The sequence below is a fragment of the Paenarthrobacter sp. NPDC090520 genome, assembly GCF_044769205.1.
Classification (GTDB): domain Bacteria; phylum Actinomycetota; class Actinomycetes; order Actinomycetales; family Micrococcaceae; genus Arthrobacter.
Window position 1 is genome coordinate 38977 of record NZ_JBIVXM010000020.1, and the last position, 20720, is coordinate 59696.

General features: G+C 59.9%; 20 protein-coding genes. 10 read left to right on the plus strand and 10 right to left on the minus strand.

Features of this window, described 5'->3' with window-relative positions; translation table 11 throughout:
• Positions 1-105 precede the first annotated feature (105 nt).
• From ACIQTZ_RS19640 to ACIQTZ_RS19680, 9 genes are all read right to left on the minus strand, one after another.
• Complete coding sequence (locus ACIQTZ_RS19640) at positions 106-1524, minus strand: MmgE/PrpD family protein (protein ID WP_402983065.1); 1419 nt, start codon at positions 1522-1524, stop codon at positions 106-108.
• Positions 1521-2426, minus strand: a complete 906-nt coding sequence (locus tag ACIQTZ_RS19645) for a polysaccharide deacetylase (RefSeq protein ID WP_402983068.1) — start codon at positions 2424-2426, stop codon at positions 1521-1523. The genes ACIQTZ_RS19640 and ACIQTZ_RS19645 overlap by 4 nt, the downstream gene beginning before the upstream one ends.
• Positions 2423-3292 (minus strand): polysaccharide deacetylase, encoded by an 870-nt coding sequence (locus tag ACIQTZ_RS19650; RefSeq protein WP_402983071.1) that lies wholly within the window; start codon positions 3290-3292, stop codon positions 2423-2425. The genes ACIQTZ_RS19645 and ACIQTZ_RS19650 overlap by 4 nt, the downstream gene beginning before the upstream one ends.
• Entirely contained in the window at positions 3289-4158 is an 870-nt protein-coding gene (locus ACIQTZ_RS19655) for an ABC transporter substrate-binding protein (protein ID WP_402983074.1), read from the minus strand. The genes ACIQTZ_RS19650 and ACIQTZ_RS19655 overlap by 4 nt, the downstream gene beginning before the upstream one ends.
• A 30-nt stretch (positions 4159-4188) precedes the next feature.
• A complete protein-coding gene (locus ACIQTZ_RS19660) occupies positions 4189-4956 on the minus strand; it encodes an amino acid ABC transporter ATP-binding protein (protein WP_402983077.1) in 768 nt (255 codons plus the stop codon).
• A complete protein-coding gene (locus ACIQTZ_RS19665) occupies positions 4953-5870 on the minus strand; it encodes an amino acid ABC transporter permease (protein ID WP_402983080.1) in 918 nt (305 codons plus the stop codon). Before ACIQTZ_RS19665 ends, ACIQTZ_RS19660 begins: the two co-directional genes overlap by 4 nt.
• 66 nt (positions 5871-5936) lie before the next feature.
• Positions 5937-7379 (minus strand): argininosuccinate lyase, encoded by a 1443-nt coding sequence (gene argH, locus ACIQTZ_RS19670; RefSeq protein ID WP_402983083.1) that lies wholly within the window; start codon positions 7377-7379, stop codon positions 5937-5939.
• 294 nt (positions 7380-7673) lie between these two features.
• Positions 7674-8744: a LacI family DNA-binding transcriptional regulator gene (locus tag ACIQTZ_RS19675; RefSeq protein ID WP_402983086.1), complete on the minus strand. Its 1071-nt coding sequence runs from the start codon at positions 8742-8744 to the stop codon at positions 7674-7676.
• A 430-nt stretch (positions 8745-9174) separates the two neighbouring features.
• A complete protein-coding gene (locus ACIQTZ_RS19680) occupies positions 9175-9375 on the minus strand; it encodes a hypothetical protein (protein WP_402983089.1) in 201 nt (66 codons plus the stop codon).
• Positions 9376-9482: 107 nt separating this feature from the next.
• On the opposite strand from ACIQTZ_RS19680, the gene ACIQTZ_RS19685 reads away from it, so the two are divergent.
• A complete protein-coding gene (locus tag ACIQTZ_RS19685; RefSeq protein ID WP_402983092.1) occupies positions 9483-9959 on the plus strand; it encodes a hypothetical protein in 477 nt (158 codons plus the stop codon).
• Positions 9960-10067: 108 nt separating this feature from the next.
• Here ACIQTZ_RS19685 and ACIQTZ_RS19690 read toward each other — a convergent pair whose 3' ends face one another.
• Entirely contained in the window at positions 10068-11693 is a 1626-nt protein-coding gene (locus ACIQTZ_RS19690; protein ID WP_402983094.1) for a purine-cytosine permease family protein, read from the minus strand.
• Positions 11694-11957: 264 nt separating this feature from the next.
• Here ACIQTZ_RS19690 and ACIQTZ_RS19695 point away from each other — a divergent pair, with 264 nt between their 5' ends.
• The 9 genes from ACIQTZ_RS19695 (at position 11958) to ACIQTZ_RS19735 (ending at position 20097) form a co-directional block, all read left to right on the plus strand.
• Positions 11958-12452, plus strand: coding sequence for a RidA family protein (locus ACIQTZ_RS19695; protein ID WP_400336671.1), 495 nt, complete (start codon positions 11958-11960; stop codon positions 12450-12452).
• A gap of 70 nt (positions 12453-12522) precedes the next feature.
• Positions 12523-13260 carry a FadR/GntR family transcriptional regulator gene (locus tag ACIQTZ_RS19700; RefSeq protein WP_402947243.1) on the plus strand — a complete coding sequence of 246 codons (738 nt, stop codon included), beginning with the start codon at positions 12523-12525 and terminating at the stop codon, positions 13258-13260.
• Between the two features lie 3 nt (positions 13261-13263).
• The gene (locus ACIQTZ_RS19705) at positions 13264-14871 is read left to right on the plus strand and encodes a gamma-glutamyltransferase family protein (protein WP_402983097.1); all 1608 of its coding nucleotides are present in this window, start codon (positions 13264-13266) and stop codon (positions 14869-14871) included.
• Between the two features lie 4 nt (positions 14872-14875).
• On the plus strand, positions 14876-15580 hold the full coding sequence (locus ACIQTZ_RS19710; RefSeq protein ID WP_402983100.1) for a YoaK family protein: 705 nt from the start codon (positions 14876-14878) through the stop codon (positions 15578-15580).
• 126 nt (positions 15581-15706) lie between these two features.
• Complete coding sequence (locus ACIQTZ_RS19715) at positions 15707-15862, plus strand: hypothetical protein (protein ID WP_402983103.1); 156 nt, start codon at positions 15707-15709, stop codon at positions 15860-15862.
• Between the two features lie 55 nt (positions 15863-15917).
• Complete coding sequence (locus ACIQTZ_RS19720; protein WP_402983106.1) at positions 15918-17162, plus strand: flavin-containing monooxygenase; 1245 nt, start codon at positions 15918-15920, stop codon at positions 17160-17162.
• Between the two features lie 673 nt (positions 17163-17835).
• Complete coding sequence (locus ACIQTZ_RS19725) at positions 17836-18126, plus strand: DUF4357 domain-containing protein (RefSeq protein WP_402983174.1); 291 nt, start codon at positions 17836-17838, stop codon at positions 18124-18126.
• A gap of 613 nt (positions 18127-18739) precedes the next feature.
• Positions 18740-19126, plus strand: a complete 387-nt coding sequence (locus ACIQTZ_RS19730) for a hypothetical protein (RefSeq protein ID WP_402983109.1) — start codon at positions 18740-18742, stop codon at positions 19124-19126.
• Positions 19102-20097: an SIR2 family NAD-dependent protein deacylase gene (locus ACIQTZ_RS19735; protein WP_402983112.1), complete on the plus strand. Its 996-nt coding sequence runs from the start codon at positions 19102-19104 to the stop codon at positions 20095-20097. Before ACIQTZ_RS19730 ends, ACIQTZ_RS19735 begins: the two co-directional genes overlap by 25 nt.
• The last annotated feature ends 623 nt before the right edge of the window (positions 20098-20720 follow it).

Consider the following 20720-nt stretch of genomic DNA (forward strand, 5'->3'; position numbering starts at 1 on the left):
ACGACGGCGGCGTGACGGTTGGGGGCGTCACGATGGGTTACCTACATCTTGCTCGGAGTACGTAGGTTCTCCAGGCGACCGTGTTGGTTTGGACTCCTAGGAAGCTCAGCTAAGGAGGACCGGATGGTTTTCGGCTTTGAGCAGCCCCGGCAGTTGTGCAACGTCCTTTGACGCTTCGAGGTCCATGACGATGCGAATCAGTTCATCGACGCTTTCCCCTGACAGCCGAGTTCGAGCCAAACGCACGAACTTGCTAATCGTTTCGTCATCGCTAAGCCTGTTTGTTGGCGCACCCTTCGCACGCACTGCCTGGATTTCTGTAGTCACATCGGCCACCTGGATTTCGAGACGAGGCTCGGCCGATCCGCCTGTCTGCAGAGGATCGACGGCAAGCTGGATTCGGTCCATGAGATCCAGAATCCGTCTGTCGGTCCTGCCGGCTTCTGCGATCTGTTCGAGGCCAACTTCTCCATGAAGTATGGCGGCAGCCAGCGCAAACTGCATGCTTAGCTGCGTCGACACCAGCGAGCCGGTGTCGGCGTTACCGCACATGTCAGCGATCAGGGCGCTGGTGTGCACAGTAATGCTGGTGATGTCCTCTGCGCTGATGCCTCCTGCTCGCGCCTCCAAGACGGCGTCGATCGCTGCGTGCGTGCTGCGGCAGGTGGCGTAGGGTTTGATGGAGGCCCGCTCAATCTGCCATTCGAGTCCGAGGGTGTCGTGGAGCTTGGTTTCGTCAGTGACGCCTGGATCGCCGTACAGCCGGAGAAAACTGCCCCACGGCGCTGAGAACAGGTCTCTGGGTCCCGAGAAGCCGTTTCGGGCCAGCAAAGCACTGTTGAGGCCAGCCTCGGCGGCTCGTCCCACGTGCATGCGCTTGGACATGGCACCGTCTCCGATGAACGACCATGTGCCACCCGTGAAGGATCCAGCGAGTCCAATGGCACTGACCATTTGTTGTTCGCTGAGTCCAAGGATCACGCCAGCCGCCACCGCCGCGCCGAACGTTCCGCACACTCCTGTTGAGTGCCATCCAGCGTTGTTCACGGCATCGTAGCCACCCAGCGCGTCCTGCACTCGTCGGGCTACTTCGTAGCCACTGACAATGGCTTTGAGTAACTGTCCCCCGGAGACGGTCATGTCTTCCTCATTCCGTGAGGAAAGGGATAGCGCGGCAAATGCCGCCGGAACTACTACGGCACCTGAATGGTCGCATCCCCCTGAATCATCAAGTTCGAATGCGTGGCACGCGATGCCGTTGACGAAGGCGGCACCGAGGGCCGGCAGTTCTCCTGGTCTCCCCCAGAGAGTCGATCCAGTCCCCGGAAGAGTTTGACCGCATACCCCGGACAGTGCGGTGGTGCTGATGGCTGCTTCCTTGGAAGCAGCTCCTGCTATGCCCGCGCCGAGGGTGTCCAGGAGGTGGATCTTCGCCCGGTGCTGGACTGACGAGGGAATCTTCTCGGGTTGGAGTTCGGTGATGAATCTAGCGATTCGTTCGGACGCTGTGTGATGTGCGGTCAAGATGGACTGCCTTTACTGGTTAGGGCGTGAAAGACCTCAGCGGGGTGGTCCGGGGTGTTGGCTGGTCCCGTACGCAACCACCACTGGGCAACTTCACTTCCGGTTGCGTGCCAAACGTCCTCTTGTGCGTTGACGTAGTCCAGGAATTCACGCAGGAGACTGATTCGTCCGGGGGTTGCGATGATCTCGGGGTGGATGGTCAGCACGAAGCAGAGGCCTTCAGCCCGGTAGGCATCGAACTCCAGAATCCAGTTGCGGAGGACTTCCCTGCTGGACGCTATTCGTGGGCTCCCTTTGGGGATGGGCGGGTCCAGGTTGAATACGAAGTAGGGGTAGTCGTCCAGTTCGTGGTGGCGTGGGATTTCAACCAGCCCGGCGGCGTTTCCGGGATGGAAGTGCGGAAGATCGTCACCGTGCCAGGACGACGACCAGGTAAATCCTTGGTTGACCAGCACCTCGGGGAGGCCCGGTGCATAGGAACCACGGCCGGAACGGAAACCGCTCGGTCGGACACCGAAAAGATTGTCGAACTCTGCCTGGGCTCTTTCCACGGAATCCAATTGCGCCGTCAACGGTTGCTCGCTCATGTCTTCCAGGGCCCAGCCCATGTTGCAGAGTTCGTGCCCGGCCGCAGCTACGGATTCAACTTGCCGCGGGTAAGTGATGAGGTTTGCGCCTGGAATAAACCAGCTTGCGGTATTCCGGCCCCGGGCAAGCTCCGCAAGTAGCCGTTCAACACCGCGGGTGCCGCCGTACTGTCCCACGGACAAGCTCTTTGCCCGGTCGATCGCGTCAGGGGCGGCAGCAAGAACCGACAATTCAGCTTCGAAGCCGACGGTGATGACGAAGGCAGCCTTTTTACCGTCAGGCCACCGCCGCCCAGGTTGCTCAGGTGTGGTCACCTCGGTACCTCATGTTCCTTTTGCTGGCTGGTCATTACGAACCATGCCGCGATCTGTTGGCTGGTGCCGAACCATACGTCGCCGGCGTCGTTCATATGGTCGATCCAGCGGTCCAGCAAGACCGCGCGACCGGGTTTTCCGACGACCTTCGGGTGGAAGATGGTCGACAAGCACAGGCCTTCGGCGTGGTACCCGTCGAATTCCCGGGTCCAGTTGTCCAAGGTGAGTTCATAGCTCGCAATGCGGTCCCCACCGGAAGGCCAGTCTGGGTTGGTGGTGTAGGCCAGGGAGGCGTAGTCGTCCATCTCCGACCTCGCGGGTATCTCGACCAACCTTCCACCGGGATGGAAGTAGGGGCGGTCGTCACCACGCATTGAACTGGAATACTCGAATCCCATGTCTTCCAGCAGTGCCGGGGTCTCCGGGCGCCAGTCCCCGGAGGGAGTGCGGAATCCCACGGCTGTGGTGCCCAGAACATCCCGAAAAATCCGTTGGCTGACGTCGATGACCTGCCGCTGCTCGGAGAGGCCGAGGTCCCAGTACTTCTCGTGTTTGTATCCGTGGTGGGCGATCTCATGGCCTTGATCAACGATTCGCCTGCACTGCTCTGGCCAAGTCTCCACCACCCAAGCCGGGGTGAAGAAAGTCGCTGGCACCCCGTGGCTCTGCAGCAGTCCAAGAATCCGGTCGAGGGCCCGCCACGGACCATAGGCGCCCTGGCTGAAGTACTCAGGTTTGTCCCAGATAGTGCTCTTGAGCATGGCGTCGCCAGTTGGTCCGTCGAGATCGAAGGCCAGGGCGACGGCGCTGCGCTTACCTTCCGGCCACGCCGTCGCCCCAGTCTTCTGGTGCGCGTTTTGGTTCACTTGACGCCGTTGATTTCTGGATCCATGGCACCGTAACCAAGGTTCCACTTGTCCAGGATCTTCTGGTAGTCGCCGTTTTCCTTCATCTTGGTGAAAGCGTCCTTGATCGCGTTAGCCAGTTGGGTGTCACCCTTTTGCATCAGGATTCCGAACGGTTTGGCCGGAAGCGGATCCAGGACGCCGGCATACTTCCCAGGTTCAGTCTTGCCAAAGTAGGCCAGGTTTTCAGCGCCTTGGGCGGCGAGGTCCACACGGCCCTGCTCAATTTGCAGACGGGCTGCAGCGCCGGAGTCGGTTGGCAGGATGCTCAGTTCGGGAAGCCCCTTGTCAGTGCAGACGGACTTGCTCAGATTCTTGACCTGCTCGAAGTAGTCGGTCTTGCCGCTGACGGCGAGTTTCTTTCCGCAAATGTCGGTTGCTTTGGTGAATTCCGCGGCTCTGGCCCCGGAGGTGTAGAGCCGGCCCTGCGACTTGAAATAGTCAACAAAGTCGACGGTCTTCTGGCGTTCCAGAGTGTCAGAGATTCCCGACATAACCACATCCACGCGTGCGGTCTGCACAGAGTTGATCAGCTGGTCGAACGGGGACTCGACCACTTCGATTTGCACACCAAGGATCTCGCCGAGTTTCTGTTGAAGCTCTATATCCAGTCCGGCGAGTTTGTCGCCGTCGCGGAACTCCATGGGTGGAAAGTCCGGCGACAGGCCAACCCTTAGCTTGCCGGAATCCTTGATGGCCTGTGGCAGACCCGCCGTAGTGGCGCCGGCGTCGGAGGTCGCGTCGGCTCCACCGACGCAGGCGGTAAGTCCGAAAGCGGTCACGGCCGTCATTGCAACCGCACAGGCGGCTTTCTTGAAATGCTTCATGGTGACTCCAATGGTTGGGGCATAGAGGGTTTAGAAGACGCGGGAGAGGAATGCTTTGGTGCGGTCGTGCTGTGGGTTCCCAAGGACTTGCGACGGCGGGCCAAGCTCGACGATTTCGCCGTTATGCATGAAGGCGACGCGGTCGGCAACTTCCTTCGCAAAGCCGATCTCGTGGGTTACGACGATCATGGTCAAGCCGGATTCAGCCAGGTCTTTCATGACGTCCAGGACTTCACCGACGAGCTCGGGGTCGAGGGCCGAGGTGGGTTCGTCAAAGAGAATCAGTTCCGGTTTCATGGCCAGCGCGCGGGCAATTGCGACGCGTTGCTGCTGACCACCGGAAAGCTGGCGGGGGTAGAACGATTCGCGTCCCTCCAGTCCCACCCTCGCAAGGAGCTCGGAGGCATGCTGTTTGGCTTCGGCCGGTTTGACCTTGTTGACCAGGACCGGGCCTTCAATGATGTTTTCCAGGACTGTCATGTGGGGGAACAGGTTGAAGCGTTGGAAAACCATGCCAATGGATCGTCGCTGCCGGGCGGCTTCCTTATCGGACAGTTCGAAAAGTCGGTTGCCGTCTTGACGGTAGCCGACCACGTTCTGCCCTACCCAGATGCGGCCGTTGGAGAGGGTCTCTAGGTGGTTGATGCACCGCAGGAAGGTGCTTTTCCCTGACCCGGAGGCGCCGAGGAGGCATACGACCTCTCCGCTGGTCACTTCGAGATTGATGCCCTTGAGGACTTCGATGGGGCCGAAGGATTTGTGGACATTTTCGGCTCGGACCAGAACATTGGTGGTCATGACAGTGCCTTCCTGTTGGTGCCGAAAATGGCCTTTGCCTTCTGGAATGGAGTCAGCGGCAGTTGCCGGCTGGAGGCGCCCTTTGCGAAGTAGCGCTCGAGGTAGAACTGGCCGATGCTGAGGATGGAGACCGCCCCGAGGTACCAGACGGCACAGACGATCAGCAGTTCCATGATCCGGTTGTTGACGTAATAGATGTGCTGGGCTTCGGACAGGATTTCGCTCACGCCGATCGCGGAGGCCAGTGCGGTGGTCTTGAGCATGCCGATGACTTCGTTGCCAACCGGCGGGATGATGACCCGCATTGCTTGCGGCAGGACGATTCGGCGCATGGCTTGCAGCCGTGTCATGCCCACAGCCTGGGCGGCCTCGGTTTGGCCTTCGTCGACTGAGAGAATGCCGCCGCGGACCACTTCGGAGGTGTAGGCGCCCTGGTTCAAGCCCAGACCGATCGAGGCTGCAACGAACGGCGTGAGGATATCGATCATGCGGCCGGAGTAAAGGCCTGGAATACCGATCACGGGGAAGATCAGGGCCAGGTTGAACCACATCAACAGTTGAAGATAAACCGGTGTGCCGCGGAAGACCCAGATGTACAACCATGCAACGCCCGAGACCACAGGGTTTTTGGACAGTCGCATGACCGCTGTGACCACGCCCAGGACCAACCCGATGATCATGGCCACCGCGGTCAACAGCAGCGCAACGCCGATGCCCTGAATCAGCACCGGGACGGTGAGGTATTCCTGGACGGTTGGCCAGTCGATCTTGGCCCGGTAGAAGGAGACGCCCAGCCACACCAGGAGCAGGACCACCGCGGCGGCGCCGATCCACCGCCCCACGTGCTTCCGGGGAACGATTTTCAAATCGGCCGGAGCGGCACTGGTGACGCCCGGTTCTGTTTGAGTGTTCATGGTTTTTTCCTGATCGTGGAGGGTATCGGTGGCGCCGCGTGAGTCTGCGCTAGTAGGGCCCATGGTTCAGCCCGCGTTGTTCGGCCTGACACGCAGGCCGTTGTAATCCACTGTCCAGCTCTTGATCTGGTCCAGTTTTGCCCGAAGCCTGGTCAACTGTTCTGCGACTCGAGCAGGCGAGGTGCCGCCGAATCCTGAATGCGCTTCGAGGGCAGCTTCGATAGTGAGGACCGTCCGGATTTCCGGGGTCAGACGGCGGTCCACGGATGCCAATTGTTCATCCGTCAGGTCGTCATAGTCCAGCCCCTTGGTTTCGCAGAAACGCACCAGTGCTCCTGAGATCTCATGGGCTTCGCTGAAGGGAATGTCCTGGCGGGCCAGCCAGTCAGCGACTTCCGTCGCCAAGGTAAAGCCGGCCGTTGCCTGACGACGTACCTCTTCAACATTGACCGTGAAAGTACGGACGAGTCCAGCGAGCGCCGGAAGAGCGACTTCCAAAGTTTCAACGGCGTCGATGACGGCATTCTTGTCTTCGGCAAGGTCCCGGTTGTAGGCCAGCGGCAACGACTTGACGGCCGCCATCAGACCCATCAGGTCGCCCAGCACGCGGCCCGCCTTGCCACGCGCCAACTCGGCGATGTCCGGGTTCTTCTTCTGCGGCATGATCGAACTGCCGGTGCAGTAGGCATCATCCATGGTGATCCAACGGAACTGCTGGGACGCCCAGGAGATGATTTCCTCGCACAGCCTGGATATGTCGATGAGCGTCAGGGAGCAGACGAAGAGGAATTCGATGGCCACATCGCGGCTTCCGACGGCGTCGATCGAGTTTTCTGCGCTGGTTTCGTAGCCCTGGTCTTTCGCAGCCAGTTCGGGGTTGAGCGCGAATGTTGAACCAGCCAGCGCCGCCGCTCCGAGCGGTGAAACCGCTGCCCGGCGGTCCCAGTCCTGGAACCGTTCCAGATCCCGGACCAGTGGTTGTGCGTGAGCGAGGATCTGGTGTCCGAAGACCACCGGCTGTGCGGACTGCAAGTGGGTGAAACCCGGGACGGGCGTGCGGAGGTGCTGGTCGGCCTGGCTGGCCAGCGACTCAGTGAGTTCCACGAGCAGTTCGCTGACTCCGCGGACCTTGTCACGCATGTAGAGGCGCAGGTCGTTTGCGGCCTGGTCGTTCCGGGATCGGCCGGCCCGGATCTTCCCGCCTGTCGGTCCCATCCGCTCGATAAGCAGGCGCTCCAGGAAGGTATGGACGTCCTCGTCCGCTTCTTGTGGTGTTACGCGACCTTCAGCGATATCGCGGGCAAGATCATCGATGGTGTTCAGGAAGAGGCCCAATTCGGCGTCGTCAATGAGACCAGAGCGGTTCAATTCCCGTACGTGCGCCCGGGACCCGTGCAGGTCATACGGGGCCATGCTGAAGTAGCGAGGATCGGACCTCGAAAAACGGCTCAGCTCAGGGCTCGACATGCCAGCGAACCGGCCTCCCCACAACTTGGTCTGTTCTTTCATCTGTACTGCTCCTACCTCGGAAGTCTGGGAGATCGGGTGATCCGTGTCACCCTACGCAACGAAAGTATTTCTGGAGTAAACCCTAACTGTCAATAGTTTCGGGGCTGTTTCATCGATATTAAGGTTCGTAGTGACACCGGTATCTTCAGTGATTTCTTAATGGTATGAGACACCGGTATCTTGATCAATCATTTTTTCTTGGATGCCACGGCCAACCCGGGAGCGACGGCGATCCCCCTTAAAAAGCAGGACCCGCAGCCTTTCGGCTGCGGGTCCTGCTGGTTCCGGCGGCAACTATGCGGGGTTGCCGACCTTGGCCTGCATGAAGTCCGCGACTGAAGCGCGTTCGATGAATGTTGCAGGCAACAGGTGATCGCGGACATCCGGCCCCGCACCGGCAATACGCTCAAGGAGGACCTCCGCTGCTTTGATTCCCATGTCGTACGCGGGGTTGGAGATCGCGGTGACGCTCGGGTGGCTGACGGTCATCCACTCCGTATCGTCCAAGCACACCAGGGAGATGTCTTCCGGAACGCTCATCCCGGCGCCGTGGATGGCCTGGAAAGTGGGTAATGCGATGCGGCTGTAGGAAGCGATGATGGCGCTCGGCCGGTCTGGGCGACGAAGAAGCGAAGCCACGATTTCTTGTGTTTTCTCCGGGGACATTGCCCCGGAAATGAACTCATACCCGATTCCTCGTGCCCTAGCCGTATCGCGCACGGCACGCACTCGGTCAGCGATGGTCGAGATAGGAAGCGGGCTGCCCGCCTCAAGTTCCTCTGGGGTCTTGGTAGTCGCAGAAAGGAAGGCGATGTGCCGGTGCCCCTTGCTGATGAGAAACTCCATGACCGACTTGGCGTCTGCGTAGCAGTCTGTGCCGACCCAGTCGGCTTCCACATTATCCGGGCGTCGATCGAACAGCACCAGGGGTCGCCCCATGCCCACAACATCCAATAGATGGCCGGAATCGCTTCTGCTGGTCGAAGCCACGATCAGACCGTCCACACGTTTGTCCAGGAACACCTGCACCGCGTCGCGTTCAGCTTCAACACTCTCGTCAGTGTTGGCGAGAATGACGTCGAAGCCCGCAGCTTTCGCGGCATCGGTCATGCCCCGCACGGCCCTGGCAAAATGCGGATTTTCGATGTCACTCACAACTACGCCGATGGTGTGTGACCGGCCCGAACTTACGCTTCTGGCCAAGGCATTCCCGCGGTAGCCCAGCGCCTCAGCAGCCGCGGCGACCATGGACTGCAACTCCGGACTCACTGAGCCATACTTGCCGAGTGCCCTGGCTGCCGTTGAGCGGGAGACGCCAGCCAAGCGGGCTACGTCAAGAAGGGTTGCGGACCGTCGTAATTCCATGTCTAAAATTTACAACAGAAACTTGATAAATGCCGCGTTACTGACACTCGCATTGACACCGGTTTCTTGACCTCGACGTCAATCAAGGCCTGCACCTTGAAGTCGCCTTGCCGGCTTGAAGTGCGGAGTAGAGTCCGAACCAACTCAGGCCCATGAGGCTGAACGAACCAGCAACCAGGCAGCCGACGGTGAGCAGATCGGATGAGAAGAATGTCAGACCTGAAAGGAGGCTGGCCGTGAGCCCAAGAAGGACGGTCACGGTAAGCCACTGTCGGTTTGACCACCCACGGACCCGAACGCCGGCGCCGTCGTGCCACCAAAGACGTGCTCGAAGGGTCAGTGGCAGCTTTTGTGTGAACGGAAATTGATCCATCGGGGCAGCATGGCATCCACCACTGACATTTTTAAGGTCGGCGCCGGAATCGGCCGCCTAAGGCGCGTCCCTCATTTTCTCGGCACCCAAGCGCCTCTCCAGGATCACCCAAGCTATCGTCACGGGAATCCCGACGATGACGAGCAGCGTCACGCTCCAGAACCCGCTGATCACTTGGGTGAATTGCAAAATCAGAATGGCCAGAACTAAAGCCGTGGATGCCAAGGTGAGTACGCGGAACTTGCGTGCAGTAGTCATTCTGGAAATCGTTCCCCCTACGACGTCGTCCAAGAAGCCTATCGTCTTCTATCCCGTACGCCACGTAGTCGTGCGAGGATGGCACCACTGACAAATGGGGGTGTCCAGTGATTTCTTTTCGTCGATTCGCGTTCATTACTGCAGGGCTCGCAGTTGCCGGCATGTTGTCCAGCTGCACGTCTGAGCGGGCGACAGAGCCCGACGCCGGCATCCCACCCGTGCCAGGCCCGACCTTCGCGTCACTTGCCGAAGCTCGAGAGGCCGTTGCCGCCGTCGTCGGCTGCGAGAGTGAGCCAACGGCGAGACCGATCGTGAACCCGGACCTGGCCGGCTTCACGGCCGAATACGCGGTTTGCGGCAACAGGGTTCAGATCGAGTGGTTCAAGAGCTCGGATGCTCGGGCCGACGCCGCGCAGGTCTACATGGATACCTCGCAGCCGGTGGCGATCGTTGAAGGCGAGAACTGGATCGTCGCAGACTTGTCCCTTGCCTTGGAGGAAAACTGGAGCGGCAAGGACCTGGACAAGGTGGCGCAAGAAATCGGCGGAATGTACACGGTTTTGAATGGCTTCAAACAGTCATAGGACACTCGGGCCAAGGCCACGCCTGGAGTTGCGCTGCTCAGCCAAAAATCCGGACGGATACGGGCGATGGCTGCGGCACCCAAGGGGTGCGCAGCCATCACCAGTTACTTACACGGGCAAATGATCGTGCTCAGTGGCGCTGTAGGACAGAACTGCATCCTCCTGCTTGCAAGCGTTCAAGTACCTTCGGCTGAGCCCTGCGCAGGCTGAGCAGATGGGAGGTTGCCCGGGAACGCTGGGATCACGATCCATCTCGGCAGCGATGTAGCTGTGGTCGCACGCGTGGCAGCGGATACGCGCTTCCCAAATGTCATCCACTTCGTCTCGGGGATCGTTGCGACGGCGGAGGATGGCGCTACGGGTTTGGGCTTTGAACGCCGCTGTGTACAGGACTGCAGCAAGGGTCAGGGTGAGGGGTGTTGACCAGGTGGCTCCGAATGGACCGCCGAACTGGTAGAGCAACGCACCGAGGAGTGAACTGCCAATCCAAATCCAGCTTCCCAAAGTGAAGCGGGCCAGGCGCCCTGGGCGGAATTCCGGCAGTCCATTCTTGTCGCCACGCGAGCTGAAAAGAATGTGGACGAGCATGATGCCAACCCACGATGCAATGAACGCACCCTGCCAGGCAAGGGCAACAAGCACGTAGTTGAGAACATCGGTGAGCATGATCAGGTAGGTGATGGCACCACAAATCAGCACTGCCCAAGCTCGTGGAAGCCGAGCGCGGAAGAGCCTGGTCCAGAGGGCTTCCATGTTGGTTGAGGCAACGTAGAAGTTGGCAGTGTTAATGCGGGCTTGCGTGACCCAGACCAGGAAGAGGCCCCAGCCGCCCATCAGCGTGACGATGAACTCGACGATTGCCGTGGAGGATACGCCTCCCGCCAGGCCGGCAGAGTAGGCGATGAAAATACCGATGAGACCGTTAGCCAGGTAGACGAAGACGTAGAAGACGGGTCCGAAGGTGCCGACGCCGTTGACCTTGGTGTCGCGTGGTTTGCCGAAGCGGGCGAAGTCCATGGTGAACATCATGAGGACGAGGACACCCAGGTAGATAAAGAAAGCGTATAGCCAGCCAGGCGCAGCAAGGCTTGTGGCTTCTTCAGGGGTATGTGCGAGCCAAGCCGACGTGTCTGCGTGGGTGGCTGCCAAGACGATCACCAGGATGAGCCCGCCCCAGTAGACCGGAAGCAAGGCAGCGTTGTACTTGTCCATCCAACGCCTGATTCCGCCCATGACCAGCGGAAGGTTCATGGCCACTGCGATCGCGTACCAGATCCGGATATCAATGCCGCCGATATATGCATGGAAGGCATGGGCGATCATTGAGCTTTCAAACACGGCGTAATAGATGGAGGTGGCCGCGAGGATGAGCGGGGCCACGATGGAACCTGAGGCACCGAACAGCCGCTGGGAAATGAGTGCGACTGTCAGGCCTGTCTTGGCCGCGTAGCTGGAGAAGATAAAGCCCAAGCCTCCGAAAGCCAGGCAGGCCAGGACTATGCCGATAAGGGTATCGACGGTACCAACGACTGCGGCCAGCGTTGCCGCGGTGACGAGGTAGAACATTCCGCTGACCAGCGAGTACCAAGACATCGACAGGGACTTCTTGTTACTGCGCCACGAGAGAGGGACTACGTGGGTGGTGTAGTCCTCGGTCGCGGCTTCTTTCACGACGCGCGGGTCATCCACGTAACTGACCTGTAAGGGCTGAAGGGGGTGGTCCGGAGTGGACATGGGAATTCCTTTGCAAGTGACGTACGAGCTCAAGTCAGAGCTGGTGTTTGGGGGAAGAATCACTTGGTTGTACGGGAGGCGGCGATGACTCCCATATCTGGAGTTTGTCCGACCTTTGGACCTAAGTCAACAGTTTTTATGAATATCGTTCATTTTTTAGTTGCCTTGTTGACCTAGCCCCCTCGTGTGACTACGCTCATAGGTACTTGGTTGGACCATTGGACTATCTGCCACTGGCGAGGCAGGATACTTAGGAGCATTACCTTGACCACTAGTTATGAAGACCGCGTCCGGGAACTCGGTCTGGAGATACCGGACTTCAAAGTTGACGGCTACTACGGAGCCGACACCTACGGGAGCATGAAGCCGCACCATATCGTGGGGAACGTTCTCTACCTCAGCGGTCATACCCCGGACAAAAGCGATGGCACAGTCCGATACCCAGGGCGTCTCGGGGCCAACCTCAGCGTCGAGGAAGGTTATGAGGCGGCCCGTCTGACGGCGCTGAACTGCCTGGGCGGAATCCGCTTGGCACTCGGCTCCTTGGACCGCGTGAAAGGTATCGTTCGTTCGCTGTGCTTCGTGACCTCCACGATGGAATTCACTGAAGTCCACAAGGTCTCCTCGGGCGCCACAGACCTCTTCGTGGAGGTGTTCGGTCCCGAAGTCGGGCTGGGTGGGCGGGCAACTATTGGCGTTATGAGCCTTGCCGGCGGCAGTTGTTTCGAAAACTGGGTCACCGTGGAGATCCTCGACTAGCCAGACCGGGCGTGGGTTCTGCGGCTGGTAGGTTTGTCTAACCAATTCAGCGGAGGTAACTATGTCGTCCATGAGCAGTCTTTCCGTGGCCAGCGGCCCCCTTTCCGAACGGTTAAGTGAAAAGCTGATCCGGATGATCACCAACGGTGAACTCAAGGCAGGCGACAAACTTCCCAACGAACGCGAATTGGCCCAGACCGCCGGCATATCCCGCACTTCTGTCCGGGAAGCCCTGCGCGAGCTGGAGCTGCGAGGCCTCATAAGCCGCAAACCAGGACGCGGGACGATTGTCGAGGAACAAACCAGGCCCGAGCTCCACGCAGGAATGCTCGGAGCCATGGATTCCTCACAGAGGATGCTGGCCGAGGTAATGGACCTGCGCGCAGTGGTAGAACCTCCGATGGCTGAGCGTGCCGCTCTCCGCGCGAGAGCCAGTGAACTGGGAGTTCTGCTCCAACCACTGGAGCTTGCTGAGAGTGAACTCCGCCGCCGGGAACCATCCCTCCAACTGCTCGTTCGCCTCGACGTCGAGTTCCACGCTGCAGTTGCGAAGCTAACCCGCAATCCCATGCTGGTTCAGCTCCTGGGTGTCGCCAACGAATGGATGGCACCTTCCAGGGAGAGAACCCACCAAACCATGGCTCGAATAGAGCAATCCGTGGCCGCGCATCGGAGGATCTACGAGGCCATCCGCGCCCACGACGCCGACGAAGCACGCGCATCCATGTCCGGGCATATCCACCAGGTCGCCGAGGCCATCGGCGTCGGCGCCTGGGACCCTGACACACCAAACGAGAAAGCAACCTAAGCAATGAATCAGAACTCCCTCACCGGGGCGGCGGCCACTCCGCATTCCGGAGCGACGGCCGCAGCCCATCGGGCATTCGCCGAAGGTGGCAACGCAGTGGACGCTGCCTTGGCTGCGGCAGCCATGCTCACCGTTGTCTATCCCAATCAGTGCACCATCGGCGGCGATGCCATAGCCATGGTTGGTACCCCCGACGGAAACGTCACAGTCGTCAATGGCAGCGGGCGCTCCGCCCACACCACTGACCTCAATAAATACATAGGACCAGACGGCTTCGTACCCGTCGCCGGAGCTCTTAGCGTCACTGTGCCCGGCGTTCTCAGCGCTTGGGAGGTGCTTGCGGATAAGTGGGGACGTCAGCCTCTGGCGGCAGCCCTGCTCCCGGCTGCAGCCGTGGCAAAGGCCGGGGTCACCGTAGCACCTGGTGTAGCCCGCGACCTGATGCGCGAACAGCATCTCCTGTCCCAGGATGCGGGATGCCGTGAAGTATTTTTTCAGGATGGGGTTGTCCTCAAGCAAGGTGAAACCCTCAAACTAGTCCGCCTTGCAGAGACGTTGACCCGTCTGGCTGAAGATGGCGTGAATGCCTTCTACCGGGGACCCCTTGGCGAAAGCGTTCTTGAAACACTCCGTGGCTTGGGCAGCGAGCTCACTCGCAAGGACCTTGAGGATCACCAAGCCACCCTTGAACGCCCTGCTTCCGTAGAGTTTGCCGGGACCGAGTACCTCAGCGCCGCAGGCAACAGCCAGGGAACCTTTTTCCTCCAAGGCCTGGCCGCGCTGGATGTCGTGGCTTACGAGCTGGGACGCATCCCCGACCCGGATGGCGAAGACGCCGGCGTCATCGCCGGCATTCTCGCCGCAGCTGCTCGAGACAGGGACCAGTACTTGGGCGATCCCTCACATCGCGAGGTTCCAGTCGACGCCCTGCTGTCACGCGAAACCGCCGCCGCGACGGCACAACGCGCCCTCACTCGCAGTCTGTCGGGAAGCATCACGGGACGCACCTACGCCCGACGAACCGGCGATACGGTGGCCGTCGTCACCGCTGACTCAGAAGGAAATTGGGTCTCGCTCATACAAAGCGCCTTCCACGCGTTTGGATCTTGCGTCCTGGATCCAGGCACTGGAATTCTCCTCCACAACAGGGCCGCCTCGTTCAGCCTTGTACCGGGTGTAGCGAACGAATTGCGGCCAGGCACACGCCCTCCGCACACGCTCATGCCAGTGCTGGTCCGAAAGGACGGAAGGCTGGTCGGGGCGCATGGCACCATGGGCGGCCGGGCGCAACCCCAGGTCCATACCCACCTCGCACTGAACTTGGCCTTGGGCATGGCACCCGACGCGGCCTCCGCCCGTGCCCGATGGATCATCGGGCAGATGGAAGCCGGGGCGGCCGCGGTTGATGATGCCGCGACCATCGCCGTCGAATCAGGAGTGTCCGACCGCGCGGTCCAGGCCCTGCACGCCGCAGGATTCCGTTCCAAGGAACTGGAAGCCTTCGACGACGCAGCCGGCCATCTGCAGGTGGTTCGGCTAACTGAGGATGCGGCATCCTTCGCGGTAGGGTCCGATCCGCGTTCCGACGGATTGTTGGCGGACGGGACGTAGCCGGGTGGTTTCACAACGAATCACGTTCTGGTTGATGATCGCCGTCAGTTTCGGTACCGGAGCGCTGGATGCTGCCACCTATCTGGGCATGGAGCATATTTTCGGCGCGAACATGACCGGCAATGTCATCCTGGTGGGCCTGGCCCTCGCTGGATCCGAACACATAACGCTCTGGGGACCCCTCACCGCGCTCGGTGGCTTCGCCTTCGGTTCGTGGATCCTCGGGCTGATCCTGCGACGGTTTCCTCCCAAGCACGGTAAGGATACGGCCGTCATCCCCGTGTTCTGGTTCATCGCCGTCGGCATGGTTGCCGTCACAGTCCTCATGTCCCTGCTGCCTCTCAATGAATCCCTGATGCATGCCGCCACGGTGGCCATCGGCATCTTCATGGGCTTTCAGGCAATCGCAGCGCGCCGGGTGGGGGTACCGGACGTTTCCACGGTAGTCATCACCTCTACGTTGTCCCTGCTCTTCAGCGAAGCAGGACGTTTTTGGGGTGGCGCTAAGACGGCAGCGACCCTTCGCCGGCTCGCGGCCGTCATATCGATGTTCTTGGGTGCAATTGCTGGAGCTCTCCTCGAACATCAAGCCCTCTGGTGGGCCATGACCGTCCCGGCGATCATCCTTACAGGTGTTGCCCTCACACTTTCACTGCTGAGGCCTGCACGCGTCGAAGACTCCCCCGCCAAAGCGCTCGTCTCTGCATGAGCCCCGTCCAGGAGTGGGTTGGAGGATCGGCGATCCTCCAACCCACCGGGCATCCCTGCATGTCTTCCGAAGGATCAGGCGGCCTGCCGAATATGGTGGTCTAACACTTGACCCCAGGAGCTGCGAATGACCGACGACGCTACGTCTGAGCCCACCCCAGAGCTCGAAGGCCAGACCTCCATCCACGACTACATAGCCCCGACGCCGGCCACAACCCCCGTAGAACTCAGGGAGCCGACGGACGCGGAGATCGCAGCATTCTTCGAGGCCCAAAACAGCTAAACGCACCACCAAAAACCCATCCCCAAACCGGAGCCCCAAGCGTAAAATCCACGCCATGGGATCCGCCCCAGGTACCGTGATCATCGGCGCCGGCCAAGCCGGTCTCGCCACCAGTTACTGGCTCACGCAAGCGGGCGTCGAGCATCAGCTCCTCGAGCGGCGCGGCTCCCTGGGCGGCGCGTTCCAGGACCGCTGGGACGGGTTCTACATGAACACCCCCAATTACACGCTCGACCTCCCTGGGATGCCTTACACCGGCGATGACCCCGAAGGCTTTCTGCCCCGAACCGCCGTCGTAAATCTGCTCAGGCGATACGCCGAAGTCATCAGCGCTCCGATCCATACCGGCGTCGACGTCACCAGACTATCGGCGGGAACGGACGGCACTTTCAGCCTCGAAACCTCGCTGGGCAGGCTGGCAGCCAAGAAGGTGGTGCTCGCGACCGGCGCCTACCAGGTGCCCAAGGTGCCAGCCGTGGCCGGCAAGCTTCCCAAGGAAGTCACCCAGCTCCACACCCACCTCTACCGCAATCCGCAGCAACTGCCCGAGGGCGCCGTCCTGATTGTCGGGACGGGGCAGTCGGGCGGGCAGATCGCCGAGGAACTGCACGACGCCGGCCGCGAAGTCCACCTGGCCGTCTCCACCTGCCCCGAAGCGCCTCGCCGATACCGCGGCCAGGACATCCTCTACTGGCTCCTCGAGACCGGCAAACACGGCCCCGATCACGGCGTCAACGCCCTCACCCGCGAGGCGCTCCCCTCCCCCGCCGCCCGCCTGGCGTGCAACCCGCTGCTCTCCGGCACCGACGGCGGCCACGACATCCACCTCCGCGAACTCGGCCGCCGCGGCATGCACCTGCACGGCCGCCTGGAAACAATCAACGACGGCGACATCACCTTCAGCGACGACCTCCCCGAACGCCTCGCGACAGTCGAGTCCGGGTTCGATCAGCGGATGCGGAAGGCGATTGACGGATACATCGCAGCGGCGGGTCTTCATGCGCCGGACCAGCCGCCTGTGCCCGACGACGACTGGTTGCCGTCAGAGCCTGCTTCGTTGAACTTGGCCGAAGCCGGGATCACGTCCGTTTTGTGGGCGACCGGGTATGGGCTGGACCTGTCGTTCATCGACATCCCGGTGCTGGACGAGTGGGGATATCCGCGGCACGCCGGCGGCGTTACCGAACACGCCGGGTTGTACGCCGTGGGGCTACCCTGGCTGACTCGGCACTACTCATCGATCCTGGGCGGGGTGGGGATGGACGCGAAGCTGGTGGCCGAGAGCGTGGGGCACGCCTGACCGGGGCAACGCATGGTTGTCTTAGGTCTACACCGAATATCGAAAGTAGAGACGAAAGGCAGTCGGCATGCAAAGGCCTCAAACGATACAGATCTTTCTCCCCCATGGAGATCCCGCTGGTATCCGGCAGGCCGAAATCACCACTCGCACGGTCAGGGTTTTTGAGGTTCCAAGGTCAATGCTTCAGACTTTTCGGTCCATGCCGGAATCGACACAAGTGGGACTGTATTTCCTCTTCGGAGGGGGAACCGAGGACTTGCCGGAATGCTACATCGGGCAAACCGGGAACGTGGGGCTGCGACTAGCGGAACACGCGGTGAAGAAAGATTTCTGGTACCGAGCTTTGGTGGCAGTTTCCCTGACCAACACTTGGACCGACACTCATGTCGGCTATATGGAATTTCGGTCGATAGAGATTGCTAATTCAGCAGGCAGATACTCACTGAAGAACAGCAATGCCGCCTCCAATCGCCACACGCCACGACCGCTGGAAGCTGACTGCCATGAATTCTTGGACACCATTTCAGTGCTGCTGGCGACGTTAGGAAAGCCCGTACTCCAGGCACCCCGAGTCCCTGAGTCTGACGGCCATGTTACTGCATCGGACCACGAGGCTCTATTTTTCCTTGTGGGCTCAGGAACTAATGCTCAAGCTCTTCGAACGCCAGAGGGAATGCTTGTCCGCGCGGGATCATACGGAAACGCGAACCTAAGACCATCGGCCCTGGCCAGCCTTCATCGTAAAAGGCAGGAGCTGGTTGATGTGGGCATAGCCGCTAACCGAGGAGAGCAGTTCGTGTTCCTTAGGGATCACCTATTCCCGTCCCCGAGTGGCGCTGGAGATGTCCTCGTTGGCGGCTCCATAAACGGACGGGCAGCCTGGAAAAACAGCCAAGGCCAAAGCATCAAGGATCTGGAGGAGGATACTTACGCTGCCGTCCGACCAGCCTTCGATACGCCCTGAAGACAAGGAATGGAAAGGCTGACTACGCTTCCTTCAAATCCAGCCGCGGTGCCGGCCTACGGAATCCACGCGTCAGATAAGCGATGTCAGCAAGTCCAACCGCGGCCCAGGCCAGACCAAAGCCCAGGGACAGACCGCTCAGACTCCTCCACAACCAGACAGTCAGAGCAAAGCCGATGGCAGGCAAAATTATGTTGTGAATAAGCCCGCGAGGCCCGCGGTCTTTCCGGTCGAAGTAGTAGTGTGCCGTGACCTCAAAGTCGTTCTGCTCGGGAATACAAGGAACTTCCAGTTGAAACACCTCTCCGAGCAGGCGGAACGTTGAGTGTGCTATTGCGCCGGTTACTGGCGACTCCTTATTTCTGGACCGCGCGCTCATTTAGCACAGGATCTTGGACCCGAGGCGGACCTTCGGCCGACGTTAGTAAGAATGACTCTCAATTCCATACGGCTTGTCGAGCGCTATCACAGGCGGGGCGGGCGCGGAGAAAATCGAAGGTTATATCCCTCGGCCGGAGAACACGGTCCCAACGCGGCTCGTTGTAGATTCACGGGCTTGACAGACCGCTAAAGTGAAAGCGGCAATATCGGCACGAGGGTCGGGACGTATGGCGTGACAACATCAGTAAATGCAGGACACGCGGAGGGCACGGAGTGCGTACACTGCAAGCTGGATCTCCCCTTCGAACTGCCGTTGGAGCTCAAGCAGAGTGCACACGAACGGGACCTTGTGATTTTTGCCGGCGCCGGCATCAGCACCGAAGTCCCGGCGGTCTTTCCCCAAACCGTCTATTCGTTGGCCGCTTCTCGGCTGGGCCTCAAGGACCCGGGGTCGTTTCCTGAGGTCATGCAGGCTTTCCAAGATCGCTTTGGTCGTCAGGAGTTGGTACGCATGGTCAAGAAGAAATTCGACCATGTTGATTCTTTCCCGGGCCCCGGCACCAATCCCGCAAGTTCCATCGCGAGCTCGCGACCATGCCTTACCTGCGAGACGTTATAACGACGAACTGGGACACATACTTTGAAGAAGAGTGTCAGGCTACCCCGTTCGTCACCGGTGAAGACATTAGCTTGTACCGGATGCCAGGACGACGGGTGTTCAAGATCCACGGGTCAATGAATAACTTGGCCAGCATTGTGGCGACAGAGACGGATTATGCAAAGCGCCTCGAAGATCTGAGCGTCAATGTGTTGGGGGGTCTCCTCAAGCAGCTGCTCGCAACGAAGACGATAGTTTTCATCGGCTACTCACTCCGTAATTGGAACTTCCGTCGCCTCTACCAGGCCCTCTTGGACGACATGAAGGACTATGCGCCTCGCGCTTACATGGTCTCTCCTTTTGACCTGGAGAAGCAGGATGATTTGGGACTTCGGCATATCAAGACCAGCGGTATCCACTTCTTACGCGAGCTCAAGAGCCCCATGTCTGGGCACTGCTTCTTGCCGGATGATGGGTACGAGCGTCTCGAGACCCTCCAAGAGGAGGTTTTCGATGCCGACGAAGTTACTAAGAGTGTAGATCACAAAGATTTTCCTGCTGTTATGTATTCCTGGGCATATCACGACGGAATGAAAGATGCGTGCTTTAGGGTGGCCCGCAGAAGAGGCTCAGGCGAATACTCGGATCGCCATCACGTTCACTCGTTGGCAGCAAGCTACGACAAGCTGGGCGAGCGGGCTTACGCTGAAGAACGCTTCCTCGACGCAGCCTATATAGAAGGATACCTCAACTGTTTGCTCGTTCTCTTAGACGATGAGAATAAGTACCTGCAAATGATTCCTAGATACTTTGTCTACGGGTCGGATGAAGACGTGATGACACCCGAGGAGTTCCATCAGGCACTTGTTCATAGCCGAAGAAGGGCGCCTCGTGAGCGTGCTAAGGCTAAGAAGATTTCAGCAGAACTTCCTGCTGGGATGGTATTTACCCATGAACTCATCGTGCCCGATGTCCAATCTGCCGAATGGTGACCCAATGACAAGCGATTTCGAGGATCTTGTCCTGGCATTCGAGCTCCCGGGGGCTTAGTCCGTAGCGGTGGGGATGCTCGATCTCCTGACCTTACGATTATGAGTCGCTGCGCGTAGTGGCTCTGACACTGGCTGAGACCTTTGTTCTCAACCGGTCCGCCGCACAGACCGCAGTCAGCCCCGGGGCCAACGCATGGACCACCAGGGGTGTTAACCTTGCGGATCGGCTTGAGGCTTCCGTTTTTCTTGAGCTGTCTATCGTGCGGGGAGCACAGGAGCGTATCGCGGGCTTCGGACGGGCGGCCGCACAGTTCCTGGCCATCGCGACCGGGGCCATCGCAGGTACTTGTCAAAGCAGGCAGTCTCGGCTCAATAGACCCCATGAATCCCCGACGCCTTAGTTGATCGTAGTGCGTCTTGCAAACACCGTTATCCTGCCCAGGCTCGCGGAAGTACACCTGTCGCCCGCACAGACCACCATCCTGACCGGGACCGCTGCAGGTCGACTTCTCTGTCCGCGTCCGAAGCGGCTTGAGGTTCCCTTGCCTCTGTTGCTGGTGGCTATGCGAACGGCACAGTTCTGACGTCTTTGTGTCAGTGGGCCTGCCGCAATACTGGAGGCC